Raw genomic sequence first — 24,289 nt, forward strand, 5'->3', positions numbered from 1 at the left:
AGACTTCGGCTACGCTCAGTCGAACGATTTTGGATTGTGAAACATCCATTGGATAAGTGTTTCAGTTTTCCATCTGTCGCAATCATTTTTCAAATTGGTATAAGATACCCATCCCACAACAAAAAAAAGTGTCGTGCATCAATTCAGAACCGCTATAGAGTGCTGCTACCCAATGGGTTCGACAAACTATGTAATGACTTTATAATATATAGCGCTTCTGGGTTGAGTCCAATGACCTCCAACCTAAAGAAAAGGGGTAATACCATTTTGGATTTTAGATTTTAGATTTTGGATTGTGAAACATCCATTGGATAAGTGTTTCAGTTTTCCATCTGTCGTAATCATTTTTCAAATTGGTATAAGATTCAAAGCCTCTCTCCTTTTAGGAGAGAGGTTTGGAGAGAGGTCAAGTTATTGCATACAAACGAAAAATATAGCGGTTCCCTTCTAGATGCAACACACTCTAGTAGTTCGCCAAGAAAACTTGGCTCTTTTAAGGGCAAGGGGGAAAGGGAAAAGATGTTTACTCCTTTAACCTTTAACCTTTAACCTTTCCCCTTTTCCCAGCCCTCACCTAACAATTTTGGGTTGGCAGACTACTAGGGAGTACATCTGTGCGTCCAGCTAAACGAAGAATTTAACTCATCAACACAATACAAAGGAATTAACCACAATGAAAATATTAGTAACTGGAACAGAAGGCTATCTAGGTTCGTTATTACCGCCTCTGTTAATCGAACGAGGACATGAAGTTATTGGTCTAGATACCGGCTTCTATAAAGTTGGTTGGCTGTACAACCCAAGTGGAGTGACACCCAAAACCCTGAATAAAGATATCCGCAACATCACCCCTGATGATTTGGAAGGTATTGAAGCCATAGTTCACATGGCGGAACTCTCCAACGACCCAGCCGGACAATTAGCACCCAATATTACCTACGAAATTAATCATGTGGGTTCAGTTCGTCTTGCTAGTCTGGCTAAGGCTATGGGTGTGCGTCGCTTCGTATATATGTCTTCGTGCAGTGTCTACGGTGTTGCTACCGCAGGTGATGTCACAGAAGAATCCGCAGTTAATCCCCAAACAGCCTACGCAGAATGCAAAACTCTTGTAGAAAGAGATGTCAGACCACTCGCTGACGATGACTTCTCTCCCACTTTTATGCGGAATGCGACAGCCTTTGGCGCTTCTCCCAGAATGCGCTTCGATATTGTTTTAAACAACTTAGCAGGGTTGGCATGGACTAGCAAAGAAATCAAAATGATTAGTGATGGCACACCTTGGCGGCCATTAGTCCACGCATTGGATATTTGCAAAGCAATAGTTTGCACCTTAGAAGCACCACGCGACATTGTACATAACCAAATCTTCAACGTGGGAGATACAGCAAATAACTATCGCGTTAAAGAAATCGCAGAAATTATTGCTGATGTTTTCCCAGATTGCAAATTGTCCTTTGGTGACAACGGCGCAGATAACCGCAGCTATCGCGTATCCTTCGAGAAAATCAACACAATCCTACCCGGATTTAAATGTGATTGGAATGCCCGACTTGGTGCCCAGCAGCTATTTGATTTATTCAGTCAAATACACATGGCTGAAGATACTTTCTTGTTTAGAGGATTTACTCGCTTAAAACAGCTAGAGTATCTAATTCGTACAGAACAAATTGACAAAGATTTTTTCTGGAACAAAAAGTAGCCTAGCAGCAGAAAAATGATTTAAGCTTCCGAATCAAATAGTGTTGATTCGGGCTTATTCCATCTATCAAATTATTTGAAATTTCTCTTGAAGGTTAAACCAGAAGGTAAATCAATCGCTATATGAATAAATTGCTGACTATTGCAATCCCTACATTTAATCGTGCCCAGCTTTTAGATAAACAACTTACTTGGTTAGCCAAATCTATTAAAGGGTTTGAGTCTGACTGTGAAATCTTTATTTCTGATAATTGTTCTACAGATAATACCCAAGAAATCATTAGAAAGTGGCAAACAATTCTTAGTAATGTCACATTTACATCAAATAGTAATAGTGAAAATATTGGGGTAATGGGTAATATTGCTTGTTGCTTAAAAGCTCCAACTAGTAAATATATTTGGACAATTGGTGATGACGATCCAATTCAAGAGAGAACTTTAGATTATGTGTTAACAACACTTAAAAAACATTCAGATTTAGCACTAATGTTTTTAAACTTCTCTGGTCGTCAAAAACAAACAGGTCAACTTGTTGTTGGACGCTGGTTGAATAGTGATAACGACGAACTAAAAGTTGATGGTAAAACTACATTTCAAAGTTATCTGAATGAAAACTTTGGTGGTGTACTTTTTATATCAGCAGCAATTTATCGCACAAATTTAGTGCAACGCGCTTTACAAAAATGGCCATCTGCTACTAATAATTGGGCCTCTCAAGCATATTGGACTGCATTTTGCGCTGCTCATGGGAGTGTCATCGTCACTAAAGACACTTATTTAGAATGTACTATGGGCGCTAGTCTTTTGGATCTCGATCCAACATGGAATTTTAAAATGCGATATGCGTACATACCTGAAGTTTATATAAAACTACTCAAGGTAGGATATCCTCATAAATTTTGTCAGGAAATGATTTGGCAAAATTTCCATCAAAAAACCGACTTAAAAATCCTATTAGGTGCTTTAAAACGTTGGCCTTTATTGACAATCAAGATATTTATTCCTTACCTACGTTTGTTAAGCATATCAGCTTGGACAATTCTTTTTCCACCCAAACAGCTAGAGACTAGCCTGTAACCATTAATATATCAATTGGTTAACTATTATTTTTACCATGCAGAAATTACTGACCATTGCTATACCGACTTATAATCGTGCTGAATTACTGGATAAACAGTTAGCATGGCTAGCTCAAGCTATCAAAGGTTTTGAAGATGATTGTGAAATTTTAGTTTCTGATAATTGTTCAACAGATAATACTCAGGATGTAATTAAAAAATGGCAAATAATCCTTAGCAATATTCCATTTAAATCAAATAAAAATCCTCAGAATTTAGGCGTTGTCAAAAATATTATGTATTGCCTAAATTCGACTACAACAAAATATGTTTGGACGATTGGTGATGATGACCCAATTCAAGATAGAGCTATTGCTTATGTGATTAGCAAACTTAAGCAATATGAAGATTTATCATTGTTATTTCTCAACTTTTCCGGTCGGAACCAAATTACTGGTGAACCAGTTCATCCACCAACAATTGTTGGTAATCGCTGGTTTGATATAGATAGTGAAGATGGTGATGGTGATGGTAAAGCTATATTTGAGCATTGTTTCTCAAAAAGTGTCGGTGCGGTCATTTTTCTGACTGCTACAATCTACCGCACTGATTTAGTGAAACGCGCTCTACAAAATTGGCAAGATGCTGAGAATAACTGGATATCTTTAGCATATTTAGCCGGGTATTGTGCTTCTAATGGTCGTGTAATTGTCACAAAAGAGACTTATTTGGAATGTGTTGTGGGTGTGAGTTATTGGCAGAAAGAACCAAAATCTGCACTTTTAATGCAATACAAACACATACCCGAAGTAATTTTGAAATTGGAGCAGAGTGGATATTCTAAGCAGTTTTGTCGGCGGATGCTTTTGCAAAACGGTAAAGAAGTCAACTTGAAAGTTTTCTTAGGTGCTTTAAGAAGATGGCCTATGTCTGCCATTCAGACAGTAGTCCCATTTTTGGCTTTAGTCGGTTTATGTGCTTTTGACGTGATGATTTCTAAAGAATTTAGTTTAGCAGAATCAAGTGAAATACCTGCTCAAGAAATACGGAACTATAAGCCATAATTTACTAAATTACTGATAAATAGACATTGAAACTATAAAGAGTTTACCAGATGTTTAATCTAATTAAACGCAAATTATCTACACTATCTGCTGACTTTCAATATTATGTAGCTCGTTGGAAGCATAGCAGAAATCTGCCAGCATTGGAAGAGCGCGATCGCAATATCCTGAAGGCTCTCAAAAAAGACGGTGTTTATGTCACAACACTGGCAGATTTAGGCTTAAACTCTAGCTCCGAACTACTCAAAGCTGCTTACCAGCAATTATCTCAGATGGAAAATCCCAACAACGACCATCTAGATGAAAAGTTGCCACAAATTTACACAGTTACAGGTTTACCAGAATTTTATAACTGGGCAATGGAGAAAAGACTTCTCAATCTCATCGAAAACTATATTGGTCTACCTATTGCTTTTCACGGTGTACACTTACGTAAAGATTTCCCTAGCAAACATCAGTTTGGTACACTACTATGGCATAGCGATGCCGAAGACCGCCGCATTATCAAAATCTTTATTTACTTGAATGATGTAGAAGAAAAAACTGGGCCTTTTGAATACATTCCTCGCTCTTTAACTTCTTTGTTTAGTTGGAGTTATATTCGGCTTTTCTACAAACTGTGGAAGTCAGGTTATATGGGTATTGACGATGAACAAGTAAAACCGGTCATCCCCAAATCAGCTTGGAAATCCTGCCCAGGCCCAGCAGGTACAGTCATTCTTGTAGATACGAAAAATGCTTTACATCACGGCACAGTCCGTACAGAAGAACGCTCAACACTATTCTTTTGTTATACTGCCAACCCTCCTGAAAGACCAGAACTCTGCACCCAATACTGGGATGATACTTATCCCAGAGCAGAGTTAAAGCAACAAATAGAAAATGGCCGATAGTCTATTAAAGGTAGTCATGCGATGCTGCTCAAGATTAAACGCAAAATATCTTCACTGGGATCTGAATTAGTTTACAGATTAGCACTTTGGAAACATGCTGCTAATTTGCCTGTACTGGAAGCAGGCGATCGCAAAATTTTTGATGACCTTAAATGTGATGGTATTCATATTACCACACTTGCTGAATTGGGATTCGATTCAACAGCAGAATTGCTCAAGGCAGCTTATGCTTATTCGTCCCAAATGGAATCTGGCAATCATGACGATTCAAAGGAGAAATTTCCCCAAGTTTACACAGTTACATATTTACCTGAATTTGCTACTTGGGGAAGCGAAAAAAGGCTTCTAAACATCATTGAAAACTACATTGGTCTGCCAATAATTTTTCATGGTGTACATCTCCGCAAAGATTTCCCTAATAAAAATCAGTTTGGTACACAACTATGGCATAAAGATGCAGAAGACCGCCGCATGATCAAAATCATTATTTACTTAAATGATGTTGAAGAAAAACACGGGCCATTTGAATATATCCCTGGCTCTTTAACCTCTTTATTTAAATTAAACTATTACCGTACTTACTACAAGCTTTGGCAATCTGGTCATTTAGGCATCACCGATGAAGAACTAAATGAAATTATCCCGAAAGAGGCTTGGAAATCTTGTACAGGATCGGCAGGAACAGTAATTATTGTCGATCCCAAAAAAGCCATACATCACGGTACATCACGCACAGAAGATAGGCTAACTCTATTCTCGTGCTACACTTCTACTTCTCCCGATCGCCCAGAAGTTTGTACTCAATATCGAGACAATACTTTTCCCCAACCAAAGTTAACTGAATCAGTCAGTAATAGCGCCATCTAGTTCAGTTAAAGCAAACTACTTGTTAATCTCAAAATCTTCTCAAGACTATCATTGATGAGATTTATAACAAGTTAAGTTTTTAAATTTACCAAGTTTCGTTGTCGTCAATATTCCTATCAAGGTTATTCATTCATGATCTTCACTCCAACTGCACTCAAAGACGCATTCATCATTGATTTAGAAGAAAAGCCAGACCACCGTGGTTTTTTCGCTCGCTCTTTCTGCGCTCAAGAATTTGAAGCACACGGATTAAAGCCAACAGTTGCCCAATGTAACCTGTCTTTTAATTACAAAAAAGGCACTATCCGGGGAATGCACTATCAAATTCTGCCAGCAGCAGAAACAAAATTAATTCGCTGTACTAAAGGCGCTATCTACGACGTAATTATTGATATGCGTCCTGAATCTCCTAGCTTTTTATCACACATCGGTGTAGAGCTAACCCCAGAAAATCGCCGCGCTTTGTATGTTCCAGAAATGTTTGCTCATGGCTATCAAGCGCTCACCGATGAGACTGAAGTTGTATATCAAGTGGGTGAATTTTACACCCCAGGATATGAAAGAGGTTTACGCTATGATGACCCATTCTTTAACATTGATTGGCCTCTAGATGTGACTGAAATCTCCGAAAAAGATTTAAATTGGCCTTTGTTGAGAATGATGACTGTTGGCGTATAGACTATTTCTCTGTGCCAGGTGTTTTCCACACAACACACAGGCTCCTCTGCATGAGGTAAGGCACTTCCAAAAAAATACCATCGCTATAGAGGCAGGAGGAGGGAATATGCAAGAGCAAATCATACCAAAGAAAAGTTTGCCCAAGCTTACAGAAATGCTGTGGAGCAAATTATCAAAAATCATAGCCGGAAAAACAAATTGCTGTTATAGCATCTAGCAAGCAACCAGTTAGTAGCTATCATTAATGATAATTTCCATGAAAATGTACTTAATGTTTAGCTGTAAAAAATTATTAAGTGCAAAATTATCGAGAATTTGTAACACAACAAACAGTTCTAAAAAGGAGTTTAGTTCATGATTATTATCGATCGCGCCTTACAAGCCCGTGCAGCAGCAGGAAATCCTATCAAGGTGGGAATGATCGGTGCTGGTTTTATGGGTCGAGGAATTGCCAACCAAATTGTCAATTCAGTGCCAGGAATGGAGTTAGTTGCTATCTCTAATCGTCAGATTGGTGCAGCTAAACAAGCTTATTCGGAAGCAGGAATTGAAGATATCCAAGTTGTTGCAACTATCAGCGAATTAGAAGATGCGATCGCTAACGGTAAGTATGCAGTCACAGAAGACGCTAAGTTACTGTGTCGGGCTGAAGGCATCGATGCATTAATTGAAGTCACGGGTGCAGTGGAATTTGGCGCTGGGATCGTTATGGAAGCGATCGCCCATTGCAAACATGTGATTATGATGAATGCCGAACTCGATGGCACCATTGGCCCCATCCTGAAAGTGTATGCCGACAAAGCAGGCGTGATTCTCAGCGCTTGTGATGGCGATCAGCCAGGGGTACAAATGAACCTTTATCGCTTTGTAAAAAGCATTGGTTTAACTCCCTTATTGTGCGGTAACATTAAAGGACTCCAAGACCCCTATCGCAATCCCACCACCCAGGAAGGATTTGCTAAACGTTGGGGTCAAAAGCCCCACATGGTGGCTAGCTTCGCCGACGGAAGCAAAATTTCCTTCGAGCAAGCGATCGTTGCCAATGCCACAGGCATGAAAGTCGCCAAACGGGGAATGTTGGGATATGACTTCAGCGATCATGTCGATGAAATGACCCAGTTATATGATGTTGAACAACTCAAAGAACTAGGCGGTATTGTCGATTATGTAGTTGGAGCCAAACCAGGCCCAGGCGTATATGTATTTGCCACACACGACGACCCCAAGCAACGCCACTATCTCAACTTATATAAATTAGGCGAAGGCCCACTTTACAGCTTCTATACTCCTTATCACCTCTGTCATTTTGAAGTTCCCTTGTCCGTAGCGCGTGCTGTTTTATTTGGTGATGCCGTTATGTCTCCACTAGCAGGCCCGCTAGTAGATGTTGTCACCACCGCCAAAATCGACCTGAAAGCAGGAGAAACCTTAGATGGCATCGGCTACTACATGACCTACGGACAATGTGAAAATTCCGATATCGTCCAACAGCAAAATCTTCTACCAATGGGTTTAGCTGAAGGGTGCCGCCTCAAACGAGATATTTCTAAAGATCGAGTCCTCACTTATGAGGATGTAGAATTACCGGAAGGCAGACTTTGCGACCAATTACGATCTGAGCAAAACGCCTATTTCGCTCCAGAAAAAATCTTAGTAGCAGTTGGATAATATCGGTTCTCAAAACATTTGCCACAAATGAATTAGCTGTAGGGGCGTACAGCTGTACGCCCCTATATGTTTGTCGCCAGAATTTCATCAAGAGGATAGAAAGCTATACTGTGGGACACTAAAGTTGTTGATAGTAATACCATTTTGAAAAATGATTGCGACACATGGATTAATACAAAGCCAGACGCATCAAAGCAATTTCCAATCCAAAATCGTTCGACTGAGCGTAGCCGAAGTCTAAAATCCAAAATCTAAAATGGTATAACTTGCTGGGGAGCGTTTCAACAAACCCGATCGAAACTTTAGGTCAAATTTCATGAAAATTGCTCTCGTCCATGATTATTTAACCCAGCGAGGTGGGGCAGAGCGTGTGTTTGAACTGCTTTGTAAGCGCTATCCCGAAGCAGATATTTTCACATCTTTGTACGACCCCCAAAAAACTATCGATCTAGGCGATCGCATAGTTAATACAACTTTCTTACAAAAGATTCCTGGTGCAGCAAAATATTTCAGGTCGATGGCTCCTCTATATTTTCCTGCCTTTCGTGCCTTGGATCTGCAAGACTACGATTTAATTATTAGTAGTAGCACCAGCTTCGCCAAAGCAGTGCGAAAAAATCCCAATGCTCACCACATTTGTTTTTGCCATAACGTTACCCGTTTCTTATGGGATACAGCAACTTATTTAAGAGAGTACGGGGACTATAGATATTTTGCTCCTTTAATCGAACAAGTATTTCAAGTCATGAGAAAGGTAGACCTGAAATATGCACAGGAGCCTGACCTTTACATTGCTAATTCTAGTGTTGTTGCCCGCCGGATTGAAAAGATTTATGGCAAAAAGGCAATGATGGTGAACTATCCAATTGATACTAGTAAATTTGTTTTTTCAGATATAAAAGATGAATATTATCTGGCCTCCGCCCGGATGATCAGTTATAAGCGACTTGATATAATAGTCGAAGCTTTTAATTGGTTGGGGTGGCGGCTATTAATATCTGGTGACGGGCCAGAACTAACACGGTTAAAATCTAAAGCATTACAAAATATTGTGTTCTTGGGACACGTAAGTGATAGAACCCGCAAAGACTTGTTTTCCAAAGCCAAGTCTATTATTGTCGCAGCTCTAGAAGATTACGGGTTAGTTCCAGTAGAAGCTAATGCTAGCGGTACACCAGTCATCGCTTATGGAGCAGGTGGAGTATTAGATACTCAAATACCAGGGGAAACAGGAGTCTTTTTCAAAAGACAAACACCCGACTCTCTCCAAGTTGCCTTACTAGAAGCCAACGGCATTTCTTGGGATTACGATCGCATCCGTAATCATGCGGTAGCAAATTTTTCAGAGAATGCATTCTTTGGCAAGGTTGAGCAAATTATTAACCAAGCTTGTGGCGTGCAGCAATTATTCATTTGATTTCTGAATTTTCCACTATCAGATTACCTATTTATTTGTAAAAAAATAGGTATTTTTCGGAGAATCTCTTAGCGTAAGTCTTGAAGACAAGGATATAAAAGTGGTTCAAACTAGTCTAAATCCTCATCTAGCCCCAGCTTCTGAAAGTGAACCAAGTTACGGGCAAATGTTTGCCGTATTTGTGCGGAGATTTCCTTGGTTCTTAGCAGTATTAATTAGTTCTATTGCGATTGCCAGCATAGTAACTGTAAAAACAAAGCCTACTTATAAAAGTTCTATGCAACTGCTAGTAGAACCTAACTATCAAGGTAAAACGGAAGGTGGCGCGGGGGTAGACAATCAGTTTACTGACTCTAACGTGGTCATAGATACTGCCACTCAGCTTAACTTGATGCAAAGTTCGGGACTCATCCAAAAAGCAGTTGATAAACTTCAGTCTAATTATCCAGATATAACTTCAGCTGAAATTAAAGCTTCTTTGGTCTTAACTCAAATCAGGAGCAAAGAAGATAATGTCGCTACTAAAATATTTCAAGTTGAATATACTGCTGGAGATCCTGAAAAAACCCAAAAAGTTCTAGATGCAATTCGACAAGTTTATCTGGAATATAACAAACAACAACAGACTTCGCGTTTACAAAAAGGTCTGCAAATCATTAGGGAACAGTTAAGTAAAGCCAGTGAAGAAGTAAACGCAGCTGAGACAAATTTACAAAGATTTCGCAGAAATCAGAACTTAATCGATCCAGAGTCACAAGCCAAAGCGATTGAAACAGCTTTAAATAATCTTTCCCAAGAAAGACAGACGACTCGCGCTCAGTATGGGGAAGCTTTAGCACGCCAAAAATCTTTAGAAGAACAACTTAACCGTTCTCCCCAAAATGCTTTAGTTGCTTCTCGTTTGAGTCAGTCTACTCGTTATCAAGGCTTACTAAACGAAATCCAAAAAAGCGAATTGGCACTAGCACAAGAACGCTTACGGTTTACAGATCAAACTCCGAGTGTGCAAAAGCTGAAAGAACAGCTCCAGGGCCAGAAGGAATTATTGCAACAAGAGGTAGGAAGAACTTTAGGCGGAAAATCTGCTGGTGCATTCACTTCTGGAGACTCTCTTCTCGAAAAAGGACAGCTAGGCCAAATCGATCTCAGCCTTGCCGGTCAGTTAGTAGAAACGCAGACAACTATAGTTGCTTTAACTGCTCGCGATCAAACTTTGGCTCAGAAAGAAAACGAGCTGCGTTTTGAAATCAAACGCTTCCCGCCTCTGTTGGCTTATTACAATCGGATGCTACCGCAGTTACAATTTAGCCGTGAAAGATTAGAGCAGCTTTTAAGAGCAGAACAACAATTACGACAAGAACTTTCCAAGGGTGGATTTAATTGGGAAGTGGTAGAAGATCCTCAAAAAGGCGCACAATTAGGCCCCAATCTTCAACAGAATTTGCTGTTAGGTGCTGTAGTTGGCTTAATGTTAGGAGGTATTGCTGCCTTTATTCGCGAATCGGCTGATGATGCAGTTCACACCACTGCTGAGTTAGAGAAGCAAATGGCCATGCCGTTGTTGGGGACAACTCCCAAGTTACCGCCAGCCAAACCCAGAGAATCAATGATCAAGTTGCCTTTTGGCAAGCCAGAAGTTCTCGCCCCCTGGACGATTCAGGTATTACAATCTCCACCGCGTTGGGAATCGCTGGATCTGATTTACAAAAACATCGAACTTTTAAATACTGTTACTAATTTAAAATCTTTGATGATTACCTCAGCTTTAGCCGATGAGGGTAAATCAGCTTTGGCGTTGGGTTTGGCAATGAGTGCTGCTCGTTTACACAAAAGAGTACTGCTGATTGATGCCAACTTACGCGATCCCAATTTGCACCACCAACTGAATCTTCCTAATGAGCAGGGGCTTTCAACTTTATTGGCGAGTGATACAACTCTACCCAACCAAATTAGTCTTCAATACTCAGGTTCCGCCTACATCGATATTTTGACCGCTGGCCCCAAACCTACCGATCCAGCTAATCTGTTGAGTTCCCCGCGGATGATGCAATTAATGGCAGCATTTGAGGAAAACTATGATTTGGTACTCATAGATGCGCCCCCAGTTCTCGGTTTGGTGGATGCCATGCTTACCGCATCATCTTGTCGTAGTGTGATTATGGTGGCAAGCATTGGTATTGTGACGCGAAGTCAGCTTAATCAAGCGACAGCCATGCTGAGTAAGTTAAATCTGATTGGGGTTGTAGCGAATGGGGTATCAAACTCTAGTAGTAATTACGTCCCTAATGTCAAACAACAGCAATTGGCTCTACGTCAAGCTGTAGAAAAGTAGCTAGTACAGCTAGATGATAAATCCCCGACTTCTTAAAGAAGTCGGGGATTTTGCATTTTGCATTTTTTCGATTCATGAATTGTCCCTGCGTTTTGATGAACCAAATTGAATTTTGTTGCGATCGGGAAGAATTCAGTATATTTATGCTATCTTTATGAATTTTCAGAGAAATCACTGACTCTTTAAAGAATAAATAAAGAAGTTATTTGAGCGATCGCTATTTCTACAGAGTCTTATATTCTAGAGATTAAAGCACCTTCATAAAGGCTAGAAGATAAGAGCAGACTGGTTTTGTTAAATCTATCGAGACAATGAACACCTCAGCGTAATTAAACGTAGATATAGATTCATGGGTAATTTCCCTCTACACTTCTCTACTGTCAGTAGTTTCCGGAAAATCAAGATTTGCCCATGAATGTTAATAGTAGCGGTGATTGCTACCTATGTAATTAATATCTGTCTAATTTGTAAATCTCTACACCAGCAGAATTCTACGCAATACGTGCTTGGCTGAGTGGCAAATACTATAGCATATTTTTGCCCTCAATTATCTCCAACTTTTTGGACTTACAACAAGATTCGGATTTGGGTCTTTGGCATTAATAGCCTTTGATAACGCCTCAGTAATTCACTCCTGTATAAACCCAAAGACATTATGACAACTTCAATAATTCCAACTCTAGAGAATTTATATGATGTAACCCAGTCACACCAGGATAATCGTGGGTACTGTACACTCCTGTGGCGGCGGGGTAAGCTGTTGGTGAAGCCGCTTGGAGGAGTTAAACAACCATATCTGGCTTCATTAGATAATAAGCGATCGCTAGTAGAATGCTTACAACATTCTCCAGTAAGTTTGGTCAGCATAGATCCAAAATTGGGTGAGACTTTGCTCAAATTTTGGGCAGATGCATGTGAAGCAGCTCAAAAACCAATATACCTAAGCATACCCGCTGGCAAAAAACTTCCTAACCAACCCTTTAGACAATTGCAGCGAGTAATTGATTGGATTGCTGCTTTCGTATTGCTGCTATTAGTAAGTCCAGTCATGTTGGGATTGATTGTATTAATGCAGGTTTACTCGCCGGGGCCTCTTTTTTGTCATCAATGGCGTGTTGGGGAACGGGGTAAACTCTTTCAAGCGATGAGCTTTTGCACCAACAATAACACACCGCTAGGGCGTTGGATGGGTAAATACAATCTCGACAATCTGCCACAGTTATTTAACGTGCTACGGGGTGACATGAGTTTAACCGGATCTCGTTGTTGGACTTTGGAAGATGCAGTACAGCTAAATAAATTACCAGAAATTACAGCTTCCTGGGAAGTAGAGGCACAGTCTCATCTGTTACATCTGGATAGCCAAACTCTATAATTTGTCGGTGCGGTAATTGATGATTTCATTTATCGCACTGAGGCTCAAAAAATTATTTATGTAGCATCCGATTCTAGATAATTAGTTTTCCAAACGCGATAACTCGCATCTCTATATCAGGGTTTTAGGCTTATCTGGACTGCATTCATCTATAGAGGTCTATCTACCTTGCCAAACTATTATGATAAAATCCATGAATTTCCAGCTTCCTCAACCAGTCAGTAATCTGCTCAAAGCTAGCAGCTTTTGGCAAGACAACTATTTGATATTGCGAGAATTTAAACATTTTCGTAAAATTGCAATTTTAGCTCTAATATTTTCAATTTTGGCGGCAACCTTTGAAGGTGTAAGTATTGGTTTCTTACTTTCATTCTTGCAAAGCTTAACTAGTCCCAATGCTCAACCTGTACAAACAGGAATAGAATGGTTCGATCTTTGGATTTTGGGAGCCAAGACATCAGCGATTAATCGTTTGTATCGCGTATCTTTGCTGATTTTATTGAGTACTTGGTTACGTGCCACCTTCAATTATTTTTCTCAAGTCTATACTGAATTATCTCAATTACATCTTGCCGATCGCTTACGCAAGCAAATCTTTGAACAGTTACAATCATTATCGCTAAGTTACTTTAGTAAAACTCGTTCTGGCGAACTAATTAACACAATTACTACAGAAATTGAAAGGATCAGACAAGGTTTTAGTGGCGGAGCTTTTTTAGTAACTAGAGGACTAACAACCTTTGTCTACTTAATATCAATGTTTTTGATCTCATGGCAATTGACGATAATTTCAGCATTGCTATTTACACTGTTAGGTGTAGGGTTGTCAAATCTAAATGCCAGAGTCAGAGAATCGAGTTTTGGCATGACAACTGCTAATGCTAATTTTACATCAACAGCCATAGAATTTATTAATGGCATTCGCACTGTTCATTCTTGTGGTACTCAAGAATTTGAGCGTCAGCGTTACTATAAAGCTAGCGATAAGGTAATAAGTAGTACAACAAAGGTTGTATTTACCTGGACACTTGTGAAGCCAATTGCCGAAGGGGTAGCAACTACGGTATTGATCGGAATGATTATTTTGGCATTCACTAGTCTTGTCACTAATGGAACGCTACAAGTTGCTTCTTTGCTAACTTTTTTCTTTGTACTCTTTCGCTTTATTCCATTTGTCCAAGATATTAATGGCACAAGAGCATATCTTAGCACTTTACATGGTTCAGCAGACAATATTAAAAATCTGTTGACAAGTGATGAAAAATATTACTTTCAAAATGGCAGAGTTCAGTTTAAGGGATTAAAGAGGTCAATAGATTTAGTATCTGTGGATTTTGGCTATGATGATGAAAATCTAGTGTTGCATAATATTACTCTGACGATTGAAAAGGGAAAGATGACAGCATTAGTCGGATCGTCTGGCGCTGGTAAAACAACTCTTGCTGATTTGATTCCCCGATTTTATAATGCTACGGATGGATATATTTACATTGATGAAATGGATATCCGACAGTTTGAAATTAACTCTCTCCGTCGCAAAATAGCTGTCGTCAGTCAAGATACCTTCATCTTCAATACTAATGTTTGGCAGAATATTTCTTACGGCACTCCAGAGGCGACAAATGAGGAAATTAAAGAAGCAGCTAAACTAGCGAATGCACTAGAATTTATTTTGGAAATGCCCGAAGGTTTCGATACCCAATTAGGAGATCGGGGTGTTAGATTATCTGGAGGACAAAGACAGCGAATTGCTATTGCACGAGCTTTACTGCGGAACCCGGAAATTTTGATTTTGGATGAAGCGACTAGTGCCTTAGATTCGCTATCTGAGCGCTTAATTCAAGATTCATTAGAAAAGCTATCTGTGGGTAAAACAGTAATTGCGATCGCTCACCGTCTTTCTACTATTTCTAAAGCAGATAAAGTTGTAGTTTTAGAACAGGGAAGGATAGTAGAGCAAGGTAAGTATCAAGAACTATTGGAACTAAAAGGCAAGCTTTGGAAATATCATCAAATGCAGTATGAATTAAGGCAGCCAGATTAGAAACAACATTCAATTACCAAAGTAATTAGAACATATTTATCGGCTGTATATCTCTACAGCCGTAAACCCCTAAATATGGAGCGGTAATTTTGCGAAATTGTCAGACAATAAAATTTTAAACACTTATTGCCTCTACAAATAAGTTATTAAAATTAATCCTATATACTTAATATTCATAGAAAATATGCCCCAGGAAACCTTTGACAAAGACCTAATTTATCAATGCTCAAGTTTTGGTGTCGGTGGGAGCGGAGGTGTTGAAACTTATTTAGCTTCTCTGTTTGAACATCGACCATCTGATGTTAGCGATCGCGTGATAAAATCACTGAAAAATATCGATCAAAGACAGTTCAAACTGCTGCACATCCACAGTCCAGATTTGCTATTGCAGCTTACAGGCGAATGTCCTGCTATCTTCAGCGTTCATAATCACTCATTCTACTGCCCTAGCGGCACAAAGTATTTAGCAGAGCAACGGACAATCTGCGATCGCAACTTCTCTTACTTAGGATGTAGCTGGGGTAAATTAGTAGATAAATGTGGTAGCCGTAGACCTTTAAGAACTCTTAAAGAACTTCAAACCACTCATCAGTTTTTAGATGTCTTGAAAAGGCTAAAAATTACCTTCATTGCTAATAGCGAATATGTGCGGCAAGAGTTAATTCAAAACGGTGTATTCCCCGAACAAGTTATAACGCTACATTGTGGAATCTCTATACCAGAAACAGCAAGTTCACCCCTTAGCTTAGAAGTACATCAAAATCATCGAATTTTGTTTGCTGGACGCATTGTTTCTGACAAAGGTCTGGAATGGTTACTGAAAACCTTAATACATACAGACCCGAAAATTCAACTTGATATTGCAGGTGAAGGTTGGGAACGACCACGGTTAGAAAAGTTAGCAACCACACTCGGATTGAATCAGCGAATCACTTGGCATGGTTGGTGCGATTCGGATAAATTAGATAAACTTTATCAACAGTGTTTTGCAGTCATCTTTCCCAGTGTTTGGCCTGAACCTGCCGGTCTTGTAACTTTGGAAGCATACTCTCGTTGTCGACCTGTAATTGGTAGTGCAGTCGGTGGAATTCCAGAACATTTACGAGATGGTGAAACGGGTATGCTTGTTCCAGGCAATAATATCCAAAAGCTGGCTGATGCTATTAATGAATTGTCTAGAAATTATCAAAAAAGCCGATACATGGGTGAGCAAGGTCATACTTTATTGATGAAGGAATTTACAATGGCTGCTCATGTAAATAATCTCCGAACAATTTATGCAAAAACAATAGCTGAATTTCCTTCACAAGCCAACAAAGTATATAGTATCTCTCCAGCTAAATAAGCTGAATTTACTGAAAACATCAATTATTGCATCTTTTACTTAGAAAATATAAAGGGAGAAAAATATGTCATTACATCAAGAATGTCAACAACCTTTAGTCAGTATTGTTATTCCCACTTATAATCGACCAGACTATCTCAAGCAAGCGATCGCAAGTGCAATAAAACAAACTTATCAAAATATTGAAATTATTATTTCTGATAATTGTAGTTCAGAAAATCCCCAAGCACTTGTCGCATCTTTTGGTGATTCACGTATCAGATTTTGGCGACATCAGCAAAATGTGGGGATGTTAGCTAATCAGCAACATGGTTTCAATATGGCGCAAGGTAAATATGTTGCTAGTCTCCACGACGATGATATTTGGAATGAAGACTTTTTAGCAAAGCTTGTACCACCACTAGAAGCAAATTCTGATTTAATTCTCGCTTTTTGCGATCAATATATTATAGATGCTAATGGCATAATTAATCATACTGGTACCGAAGAAAATACACGCGCTTACAAGCGAGACAAACTAGCAAAAGGAATTTATAAACCTTTTTCCAAAATTGGATTGGTAGATAAAAGTATACCTACTGCTGCATCTTGCGTGATTCGGAATAATTTGGTGGATTGGTATAGTATTCCCTCAGAAGTTGCTGGAATGTGGGATTTATATTTAACCTATCTATTTTGCATATCTGGTTATGGCGCTTACTATTATCCAGAAAGATTGACGCGATATCGCGCCCATGAGCAAACTGATACTATGCTCAGTGGTAGTCGAGATGTACAAGCAAAAATTCGCAAAGCGAAAAGCGAAATGTTTTGCTATCAAGTATTTATAGAAGACCCTCGGTTACAGGAATTTAGAACTCATTTTCAACAGAAATGGTTAGAAGCTAATACTACTTTGGGAATTGGTTTACTACGAAGCGAACAGATAGCCGCAGCACGCCCTTATTTTTGGCAAGCGCTGAATCAACAAAAATTTAATGTGCGAACTATGGCAGCACTTAGTCTTAGTTTTACGCCGCGATTTTTAACAAGTAAGTTAATAGGAATATCGAAATAATATCTCAATATTTCTGAGTTGAGGAATTTATTTTTTAAAGAGACCTCTTGTATAAGTCGAATAGACCCCCCTTAATCCCCCTTTATAAAGCAGGGGGGGAAACTTGAAATCTTGCCCCTCCCCAATACATACGGGGAGGGTTTGGGAGGGGTGATTCAAGGATTTTATCCTTAAGGAAATAGTGTATGAAACTTTGTATTGTTACTCATAAAATCAAAAAAGGTGATGGTCAAGGGCGGGTAAACTATGAGGTTGCTAAAGAAGCAATACGTCGCGGTCATCACTTGACATTATTAGCTAGTGAAGTCGCACCAGAACTAGAAGAAAATAACCGAGTTAATTGGATTAAAATTCCAGTCAAAGGCTATCCAACAGAATTTGTACGTAATTTCATCTTTGCCCAAAAAAGCGCAGATTGGTTGCGCAAACATCGCTCTTACATTGATTTAGTTAAAGTCAATGGAGCTATTAATCTGGCCGCGGCTGATGTGAATGCTGTACATTTTGTCCACAGTTCATGGTTGCGATCGCCTGTCCATATTTCTCGCAACCGCCGCGATTTATATGGTTTTTACCAGTGGTTATTTACGGCTTTTAATGCCCGTTGGGAAAAACAAGCTTTCCAAAAAGCGCAGGTTGTGGTGGCTGTATCCGAAAAGGTAGCCCAAGAATTAGTCAACATTGGTGTACCGCGTTCTCGGATTCGGGTAATTGTTAATGGCGTTGACTTAGAAGAGTTTACCCCTGGTGAAAGCAATCGCCAAAAATTAGGTTTACCGGAGAATGTTACCCTAGCCTTGTTTGCTGGAGACATCCGCACACCCAGAAAGAATTTAGATACAGTCCTACACGCCTTGGTGAAAGTACCCGATTTACATTTGGCGGTGGTAGGTCATATCGAAGGTAGCCCCTTCCCACAACTAGCAGCATCTTTGGGGTTAAGCGATCGCGTGCATTTTGTCGGATTTCGCCGTGATATCCCCGAAATTATGCGGTCAGTAGATTTATTTATTTTTCCTTCCCGATATGAAGCTTGTAGCCTCGTATTGTTAGAAGCACTTTCTTCAGGACTACCAGTAATTACTGCCACAGCTACCGGGGGTGCAGAGTTGGTGACACCAGAATGTGGCATCGTCTTAACCGACTCAAATGATATCGAAGCTTTGGCTGTGGCGATGATGTCCTTGGTAAGTGTAGATATGCTCATGCAGCAAATGAGTCAAGCTGCTCGTTCTGTGGCAGAACAACATAGCTGGACTACTATGGCACAAACTTATGTGGATTTATTCGAGGAGTTAAGCAATGCGGAACACCGTTCTGATACCGACTTATCGTCGTCCACAAGACCTCTCACGCTGCCTTTTGGCGCTACAGGAGCAAACTAAACCAGTCGATCAGGTAATAGTGGTTGTCCGCGATACGGATGCAGAAACTTGGCAATTTCTGGCTCAATACACAGCGCACAACTTGCCACTGCATACCGTGAAAGTGACACAACCGGGGGTAGTAGCAGCTCTCAACGCCGGACTAGCAGCAGTGGAGGGCGATATTGTTTCCATTACTGATGATGATGCTGCACCCCACCCCGATTGGTTAGAGCGGATTGCGGCTTACTTTACCTGCGATACTCACCTCGGCGGTCTGGGAGGGCGTGATTGGATATACCACGGCAGTAAATTAGAAGACGAATCCCGCCCAGTAGTGGGACAGTTGCAATGGTTCGGGCGAGTCATTGGCAACCATCACCTGGGAGTGGGAGAACCCCGCGAAGTCGATATTCTCAAGGGCGTGAACATGAGTTTTCGTACCCAAGCTATCGGACAACTACGCTTTGACGAGCGGATGCGCGGTACTGGAGCGCAGGTACACTTTGAAATGGCATTTACCCTGGCATTAAAGCGGGCTGGTTGGAAGATAATTTACGATCCTCACGTTGCTGTAGATCATTATCCAGCCCAACGTTTTGACGAAGATCAGCGAAATAACTTTAATGAAATTGCCTTTATTAATTTAGTCCATAATGAAACCTTAGTTTTACTAGAGCATTTACCATTTATCCGCCGGATTGCATTTTTGTTCTGGGCAGTATTCGTGGGTACATGCGATAGTTTGGGCTTAGTACAATGTCTGAGATTTTTACCTAGCCAAGGGCAGTTGGCGGGGAAAAAGTTATTAGCATCTTGGCGTGGGCGTTGGCAGGGATATAAACAATTCAAAATTCAGAATTCGCAATTCAGAATGAGGCAGAGCCTCGAATGACTTCATTCCCAGGCTAGAGCCTGGGAACGAGTTGAACTTATTTATATGTACATCTAAAATTGAATGAATTCTAAGCAGATACTTTTCAATAGTTTTTTACAAGAAAACTATTCTCCCGAAGAGCGATCGCTACAGGGTTGGATGGCGATCGCAGGCTTTATATTACTAACTGTAGTTTGCTATTTTGGTGGTGTTACTGCCGGATTGCGCCTAATTTACCCGGCGACAGCTTTAGTAGTAGCCTTATTTTTATACTTGCGGCATCCCATTCTCTACATTGGCTTTACCTGGTGGATTTGGTTTCTCACGCCCTTAGCGACTCGCTTAGTTGACTATCGGGTAGGGTGGGATGCTAGCCGTCAAATGCTTATAGCACCCTACTTAGTGGTGTTTATAACTATAGCAACATTTTTGCGGCATTTTCCCCGCGCTTCTCGCCAAGGGGGTTTGCCGTTTGTTTTGGCTTTTATCGGAGTTTTCTATGGCTTTCTTGTGGGTCTAATTTACAACCCACCTATCCCTGTAGCACGCGGATTAATGGATTGGCTCAGTCCGGTTATTTTCGCTTTTCACTTATTTATCAACTGGCGAGATTATCCCAGCTATCGCCAGAATATTCAGCGAACATTTCTCTGGTGTGTGTTGATTTTAGGAACTTATGGCGTATATCAATTTGTAGTAGCTCCTGAGTGGGATAGGTACTGGCTCATACAATCAAAATTATTCATGAGTTCTGGAAACCCTGTACCTTTCGGGATGCGCGTCTGGAGTACATTACACTCAGTCGGCCCCTTTGGTTCTGTTATGCAGGCTGGGTTACTGTTGTTATTTACCAGTTCAGGAAACTTAATTTTTCCGGCTTCAGCTGTTGGTTACTTATCTTTTCTATTAACACAAGCACGTACTAATTGGGGAGGCTGGTTATTTGGAATAATTATGATTATGGGTTCAGTCAAAGCCAAAATTCAAATGCGCTTAATTACCATAATTGCGGTCATGGCTATTTGTGTTGTGCCATTGACAACTATCGAACCAATTGCTGGAGTAGTAGCAGCACGTTTTGAAACTTTTTCTAATATTCAAGAAGATGGCAGCTTTAAAGATAGATCGGGAACTTACGACAGAAATCTTGGTTTAGCCCTTTCTAATGCTCTAGGTAACGGCTTAGGAAATATTTGGAAGGTCAACGAAAAAACTGGTCAAATTGAAGTAGTAGTAATTGATAGCGGCATTTTAGATATGTTTTTCACCCTTGGTTGGTTTGGAGGCATATTTTATATGGGTGGATTAATCTTTTTGATTATTACTGTTAGCAGCTATGGTGAAGGTCGTTTCGATAGTTTTGTCAGTGCTGCCCGTGCCATTGGGATCAGTGCTGCTTCACAGTTAGTTATCGGTAGCGGGATGTTGAGCGTATCAGGGATGATTCTTTGGGGATTTTTAGCTATGGCTATGGCAGGACATAAGTACTATAGCAATCCTCAGATGTTCTCCAATATTTCTAACTTCTCTAATAAATCGAGAATCTCATAAATCTTATAACTTAAATAGGAATTTTATAGATTATGAAAGTAATTATTGTCATGCCACTGGCCGAGCAACGAGGCGGTGGTGAAATGATGCTTTGGGATTTGGTGCAGCAGGGACGTAATGCTGGTGTTGAGTGGCTGGTGATATTTTTAGAAGATGGCCCGATGGTCGAACAAGTAAAGTCTCTCGGTATTGATGCGCGAGTTGTAAAAAGTGGACGTTTACGGCAAATCCACCGTTTTATTGGCGCTGTTTTGCGGATAGCTGCGATCGCTCGCCGCGAACGTGCAGATATAATTGTCAATTGGATGTGGATTACGCATATATCGGGAGGTTTGGCGGCAATGTTGGCAGGGTTGCCTGCTGTGTGGTATCAACTAGAAGTACCTAGCGATAAAACTTGGTTGGTGCGAATCGCTACCTTAATCCCAGCGCGGGCAATTATCACTCTTTCACAAGATGGCAAGCAAGCACAGGCAGAGATTTGGCCGCACAGACCAACACCTTTGGTTTATCCTGGTGTCGCATTAGACCGATTTGAGCCGAATGCTTTACCAACTCCAGAAGAAGCACGGCGAAAACTAGGCTTGCCTTTACACGGGCCGTTGATTGGAATTGTGGGGCGATTGCAACGATGGAAGGGAATGCACGTATTGGTGCAAGCGATGCCCAAAATTTTACAGAAGTATCCCGATGCCCATTGTCTGGTAGTTGGCGGTAAGCACGATTTGGAACCAGATTATGAAGACTTCTTAAAAGCCGAAATCACCGCTTTGGGCTTGAAAGACCAAGTAATTATGGCTGGACTACAGCGCAATATCCCGGAGTGGGTGCAGGCGATGGATGTATTTGTTCATGCGTCGGATAAAGAGCCATTTGGAATTGTGATTATTGAGGCGATGGCGCTGGGTAAACCTGTAATTGCTGGTAGTGCAGGCGGCCCGACAGAGATTATTACTGATGGTATGAATGGACTATTAACACCTTACGGCGATGCGGAGCAATTAGCGATCGCAATTCTCCGCTATCTTGACGAGCAAGAATTTGCCCAGAGTGCGGGAGTCGCTGCTAGACAACGCGCCCTCGATTTTTCAACGCAGAATTATGCCCAAAATTTTATTAATGCAATTCGTTCTGTAATGCCTAGTCCTCTATCACAAAAGTTTTGAGAGGTTTGTAGTAAGCACTTTAGTGCTTAAAAATTCAGGACTAAAGTCCTTACTACAAACGCATTTATACTTCGTAATTAATATCTTCTATACATCTGCACAATATAAAAAATATTTATGCAAAAGGAACTAAATCAATGTTGATTGATAGCCGCAAATTACCAATAGATGAAATTATCCATACTGAAGTTTGTATAGTTGGTGCTGGCCCAGCAGGAATTACACTCGCACGAGAATTAATTGGGCAAGACTTTCGAGTTTGCTTACTAGAAAGTGGTGATTTGGAATTTAATCAAGAAACTGCATCTCTTGGTGAAGGCGAAACCGTTGGAGATCCTTTTCCACCACTGCAAGATATGCGTCATCGTCAATTTGGTGGAATGGCTAATGTCTGGAATATTGAAATTAATAAAAATCAACTTGGTTTGAGGCACGTACCGTTAGACGCAATAGATTTTGAAAAACGAGATTGGGTTCCATATAGTGGCTGGCCTTTTAGTAAATCTCACCTTAATCCATTTTATGAGCGCGCTCAAGCAGTCTGTAAACTCGGTTCTTTTGCTTATGAGGCAGAGGCTTGGGAAAATGCTCAATCTCCTCGGACACATTTCACAAGTGACCGAGTTACTACCAGTATGTTTCAGTTTGGCCCGCGCGATATTTTTACTAATGAATATCGCCATCAAATCAACCAATCTCCTAATATAACTACATTCCTCAATGCCAATGTGGTAGAAATTGAGGCAGACGAAACAACCCAAACAGTGAAACGCGTGCAAGTTGCTTGTTTATCTGGTAAGAAATTTTGGGTTGTTGCAAAAGTATTTATTTTAGCCGCAGGTGGGATTGAAAACGCGCGTTTATTATTACTATCAAACCGAATTCAAAAGAATGGATTAGGCAATCAACATGATTTAGTGGGTAGATTCTTCATGGATCATCCTTTTATTCGTTGTGGTATGCTGGTTCCGCAAAATCGCAAAATCTTTAATTCGATGGCTTTGTATGACTTACGCCGCGTTAATAATGTCACAGTCATGGGAAAATTTGCTCTGACGGAACAAGTGATGCGCCGCGAGAAATTATTAAATATGACCGCGTTGTTATATCCCAGAGATGAAAGGTATAGATCGGCTGCAAAGGCTTCTGCAAAAATTTTGTTCTCTTCAGTTCGACAAAGACAGTTACCTAAAAATATTTTTCAGCATTTGCAAAATGTCATGACAAATATTGATGATTTAGTGGCTGATTGGTATAAATATAATCTCAAAAAGGAATATTTATTCCCTGATTTGAGTCATGGAGGATGGTCTGAGCATGAAGGTAACGAACAGAAATATACAAAGTTTGAAATTCTCAGCCAAACTGAACAAACCCCAAATCCAGATAATCGGGTAACACTCAGTAATCAACTAGATAAGCTGGGTTGTCCGCAAGCAAAATTAATTAATTATTGGAGCGAAATAGATATTTGCAGTGTGAAGCGATCGCAGTTAGTATTTGCACAAGAGTTTGCTAGTGCCGGACTGGGTGAGTTGCAGATTGAATTGGATGGAGATCGTCCAGTTGCTTCTCTTAGTACCCATCACAATATGGGTACAACGCGTATGCATCACGACCCAAAACAAGGAGTAGTCGATGCAAATTGTCAAGTACACGGCATCTCTAATTTATTCATGGCAGGTAGCTCTGTTTTTCCTACAGGAGGCTATGCTAATCCGACGCTCACTATTGTTGCCTTGGCAATTCGATTGGCAGATCATCTGAAAGCTGAATTGTCTCACTAAGTATAACTTTGTGTAAAATCGTCATGTTTTAAATGTAGCGATCGC

General features: G+C 40.3%; 18 protein-coding genes. All 18 read left to right on the plus strand.

Annotation, left to right across the window (positions count from 1 at the left end; translation table 11 throughout):
- Positions 1 to 673: 673 nt before the first annotated feature.
- On the plus strand, positions 674 to 1,702 hold the full coding sequence (locus V7K45_RS11185; protein ID WP_334850163.1) for an NAD-dependent epimerase/dehydratase family protein: 1,029 nt from the start codon (positions 674 to 676) through the stop codon (positions 1,700 to 1,702).
- A 122-nt stretch (positions 1,703 to 1,824) separates the two neighbouring features.
- The gene (locus V7K45_RS11190; RefSeq protein WP_335003284.1) at positions 1,825 to 2,778 is read left to right on the plus strand and encodes a glycosyltransferase family 2 protein; all 954 of its coding nucleotides are present in this window, start codon (positions 1,825 to 1,827) and stop codon (positions 2,776 to 2,778) included.
- Positions 2,779 to 2,815: 37 nt separating this feature from the next.
- Complete coding sequence (locus V7K45_RS11195) at positions 2,816 to 3,823, plus strand: glycosyltransferase family 2 protein (RefSeq protein WP_335003286.1); 1,008 nt, start codon at positions 2,816 to 2,818, stop codon at positions 3,821 to 3,823.
- 50 nt (positions 3,824 to 3,873) lie between these two features.
- Complete coding sequence (locus V7K45_RS11200; RefSeq protein WP_335003288.1) at positions 3,874 to 4,716, plus strand: phytanoyl-CoA dioxygenase; 843 nt, start codon at positions 3,874 to 3,876, stop codon at positions 4,714 to 4,716.
- Positions 4,717 to 4,737: 21 nt separating this feature from the next.
- A complete protein-coding gene (locus tag V7K45_RS11205; protein ID WP_335003290.1) occupies positions 4,738 to 5,583 on the plus strand; it encodes a phytanoyl-CoA dioxygenase family protein in 846 nt (281 codons plus the stop codon).
- Between the two features lie 132 nt (positions 5,584 to 5,715).
- Positions 5,716 to 6,261 (plus strand): dTDP-4-dehydrorhamnose 3,5-epimerase, encoded by a 546-nt coding sequence (gene rfbC, locus V7K45_RS11210; RefSeq protein WP_335003292.1) that lies wholly within the window; start codon positions 5,716 to 5,718, stop codon positions 6,259 to 6,261.
- 354 nt (positions 6,262 to 6,615) lie between these two features.
- A complete protein-coding gene (locus V7K45_RS11215; RefSeq protein ID WP_335003293.1) occupies positions 6,616 to 7,929 on the plus strand; it encodes an NAD(P)H-dependent oxidoreductase in 1,314 nt (437 codons plus the stop codon).
- A 316-nt stretch (positions 7,930 to 8,245) separates the two neighbouring features.
- Positions 8,246 to 9,346 carry a glycosyltransferase gene (locus V7K45_RS11220; protein WP_335003295.1) on the plus strand — a complete coding sequence of 367 codons (1,101 nt, stop codon included), beginning with the start codon at positions 8,246 to 8,248 and terminating at the stop codon, positions 9,344 to 9,346.
- A 100-nt stretch (positions 9,347 to 9,446) separates the two neighbouring features.
- A complete protein-coding gene (locus V7K45_RS11225) occupies positions 9,447 to 11,678 on the plus strand; it encodes a GumC family protein (protein WP_335003297.1) in 2,232 nt (743 codons plus the stop codon).
- Positions 11,679 to 12,333: 655 nt separating this feature from the next.
- Positions 12,334 to 13,053: a heterocyst development glycosyltransferase HepC gene (gene hepC / locus V7K45_RS11230; RefSeq protein WP_335003299.1), complete on the plus strand. Its 720-nt coding sequence runs from the start codon at positions 12,334 to 12,336 to the stop codon at positions 13,051 to 13,053.
- A 193-nt stretch (positions 13,054 to 13,246) separates the two neighbouring features.
- Positions 13,247 to 15,097: a heterocyst formation ABC transporter subunit HepA gene (gene hepA / locus V7K45_RS11235; protein WP_335003302.1), complete on the plus strand. Its 1,851-nt coding sequence runs from the start codon at positions 13,247 to 13,249 to the stop codon at positions 15,095 to 15,097.
- Between the two features lie 184 nt (positions 15,098 to 15,281).
- Complete coding sequence (locus tag V7K45_RS11240) at positions 15,282 to 16,442, plus strand: glycosyltransferase family 4 protein (protein WP_335003304.1); 1,161 nt, start codon at positions 15,282 to 15,284, stop codon at positions 16,440 to 16,442.
- Between the two features lie 64 nt (positions 16,443 to 16,506).
- Positions 16,507 to 17,499 (plus strand): glycosyltransferase family 2 protein, encoded by a 993-nt coding sequence (locus V7K45_RS11245; protein WP_335003306.1) that lies wholly within the window; start codon positions 16,507 to 16,509, stop codon positions 17,497 to 17,499.
- Between the two features lie 185 nt (positions 17,500 to 17,684).
- Complete coding sequence (locus tag V7K45_RS11250; RefSeq protein ID WP_335003308.1) at positions 17,685 to 18,884, plus strand: glycosyltransferase family 4 protein; 1,200 nt, start codon at positions 17,685 to 17,687, stop codon at positions 18,882 to 18,884.
- A complete protein-coding gene (locus tag V7K45_RS11255) occupies positions 18,802 to 19,758 on the plus strand; it encodes a glycosyltransferase family 2 protein (RefSeq protein WP_335003310.1) in 957 nt (318 codons plus the stop codon). The genes V7K45_RS11250 and V7K45_RS11255 overlap by 83 nt, the downstream gene beginning before the upstream one ends.
- A gap of 63 nt (positions 19,759 to 19,821) precedes the next feature.
- Positions 19,822 to 21,291, plus strand: a complete 1,470-nt coding sequence (locus V7K45_RS11260) for an O-antigen ligase domain-containing protein (protein WP_335003312.1) — start codon at positions 19,822 to 19,824, stop codon at positions 21,289 to 21,291.
- 32 nt (positions 21,292 to 21,323) lie between these two features.
- Entirely contained in the window at positions 21,324 to 22,457 is a 1,134-nt protein-coding gene (locus tag V7K45_RS11265; RefSeq protein ID WP_335003314.1) for a glycosyltransferase family 4 protein, read from the plus strand.
- A gap of 137 nt (positions 22,458 to 22,594) precedes the next feature.
- A complete protein-coding gene (locus tag V7K45_RS11270) occupies positions 22,595 to 24,244 on the plus strand; it encodes a GMC family oxidoreductase (RefSeq protein ID WP_335003316.1) in 1,650 nt (549 codons plus the stop codon).
- Positions 24,245 to 24,289 lie beyond the last annotated feature (45 nt).

Source organism: Nostoc sp. (assembly GCF_036917375.1).
Classification (GTDB): Bacteria; Cyanobacteriota; Cyanobacteriia; order Cyanobacteriales; family Nostocaceae; genus Nostoc.

Excerpts from the sequence above, each read along its gene's own strand:
- V7K45_RS11185 (WP_334850163.1), top strand. The coding sequence starts at position 674 with ATGAAAATATTAGTAACTGGAACAGAAGGCTATCTAGGTTCGTTATTA.
- V7K45_RS11190 (WP_335003284.1), top strand. The coding sequence starts at position 1,825 with ATGAATAAATTGCTGACTATTGCAATCCCTACATTTAATCGTGCCCAG.
- V7K45_RS11195 (WP_335003286.1), top strand. The coding sequence starts at position 2,816 with ATGCAGAAATTACTGACCATTGCTATACCGACTTATAATCGTGCTGAA.
- V7K45_RS11200 (WP_335003288.1), top strand. The coding sequence starts at position 3,874 with ATGTTTAATCTAATTAAACGCAAATTATCTACACTATCTGCTGACTTT.
- V7K45_RS11205 (WP_335003290.1), top strand. The coding sequence starts at position 4,738 with ATGCTGCTCAAGATTAAACGCAAAATATCTTCACTGGGATCTGAATTA.
- rfbC (WP_335003292.1), top strand. The coding sequence starts at position 5,716 with ATGATCTTCACTCCAACTGCACTCAAAGACGCATTCATCATTGATTTA.
- V7K45_RS11215 (WP_335003293.1), top strand. The coding sequence starts at position 6,616 with ATGATTATTATCGATCGCGCCTTACAAGCCCGTGCAGCAGCAGGAAAT.
- V7K45_RS11220 (WP_335003295.1), top strand. The coding sequence starts at position 8,246 with ATGAAAATTGCTCTCGTCCATGATTATTTAACCCAGCGAGGTGGGGCA.
- hepC (WP_335003299.1), top strand. The coding sequence starts at position 12,334 with ATGACAACTTCAATAATTCCAACTCTAGAGAATTTATATGATGTAACC.
- hepA (WP_335003302.1), top strand. The coding sequence starts at position 13,247 with ATGAATTTCCAGCTTCCTCAACCAGTCAGTAATCTGCTCAAAGCTAGC.
- V7K45_RS11240 (WP_335003304.1), top strand. The coding sequence starts at position 15,282 with ATGCCCCAGGAAACCTTTGACAAAGACCTAATTTATCAATGCTCAAGT.
- V7K45_RS11245 (WP_335003306.1), top strand. The coding sequence starts at position 16,507 with ATGTCATTACATCAAGAATGTCAACAACCTTTAGTCAGTATTGTTATT.
- V7K45_RS11250 (WP_335003308.1), top strand. The coding sequence starts at position 17,685 with ATGAAACTTTGTATTGTTACTCATAAAATCAAAAAAGGTGATGGTCAA.
- V7K45_RS11255 (WP_335003310.1), top strand. The coding sequence starts at position 18,802 with ATGCGGAACACCGTTCTGATACCGACTTATCGTCGTCCACAAGACCTC.
- V7K45_RS11260 (WP_335003312.1), top strand. The coding sequence starts at position 19,822 with ATGAATTCTAAGCAGATACTTTTCAATAGTTTTTTACAAGAAAACTAT.
- V7K45_RS11265 (WP_335003314.1), top strand. The coding sequence starts at position 21,324 with ATGAAAGTAATTATTGTCATGCCACTGGCCGAGCAACGAGGCGGTGGT.
- V7K45_RS11270 (WP_335003316.1), top strand. The coding sequence starts at position 22,595 with ATGTTGATTGATAGCCGCAAATTACCAATAGATGAAATTATCCATACT.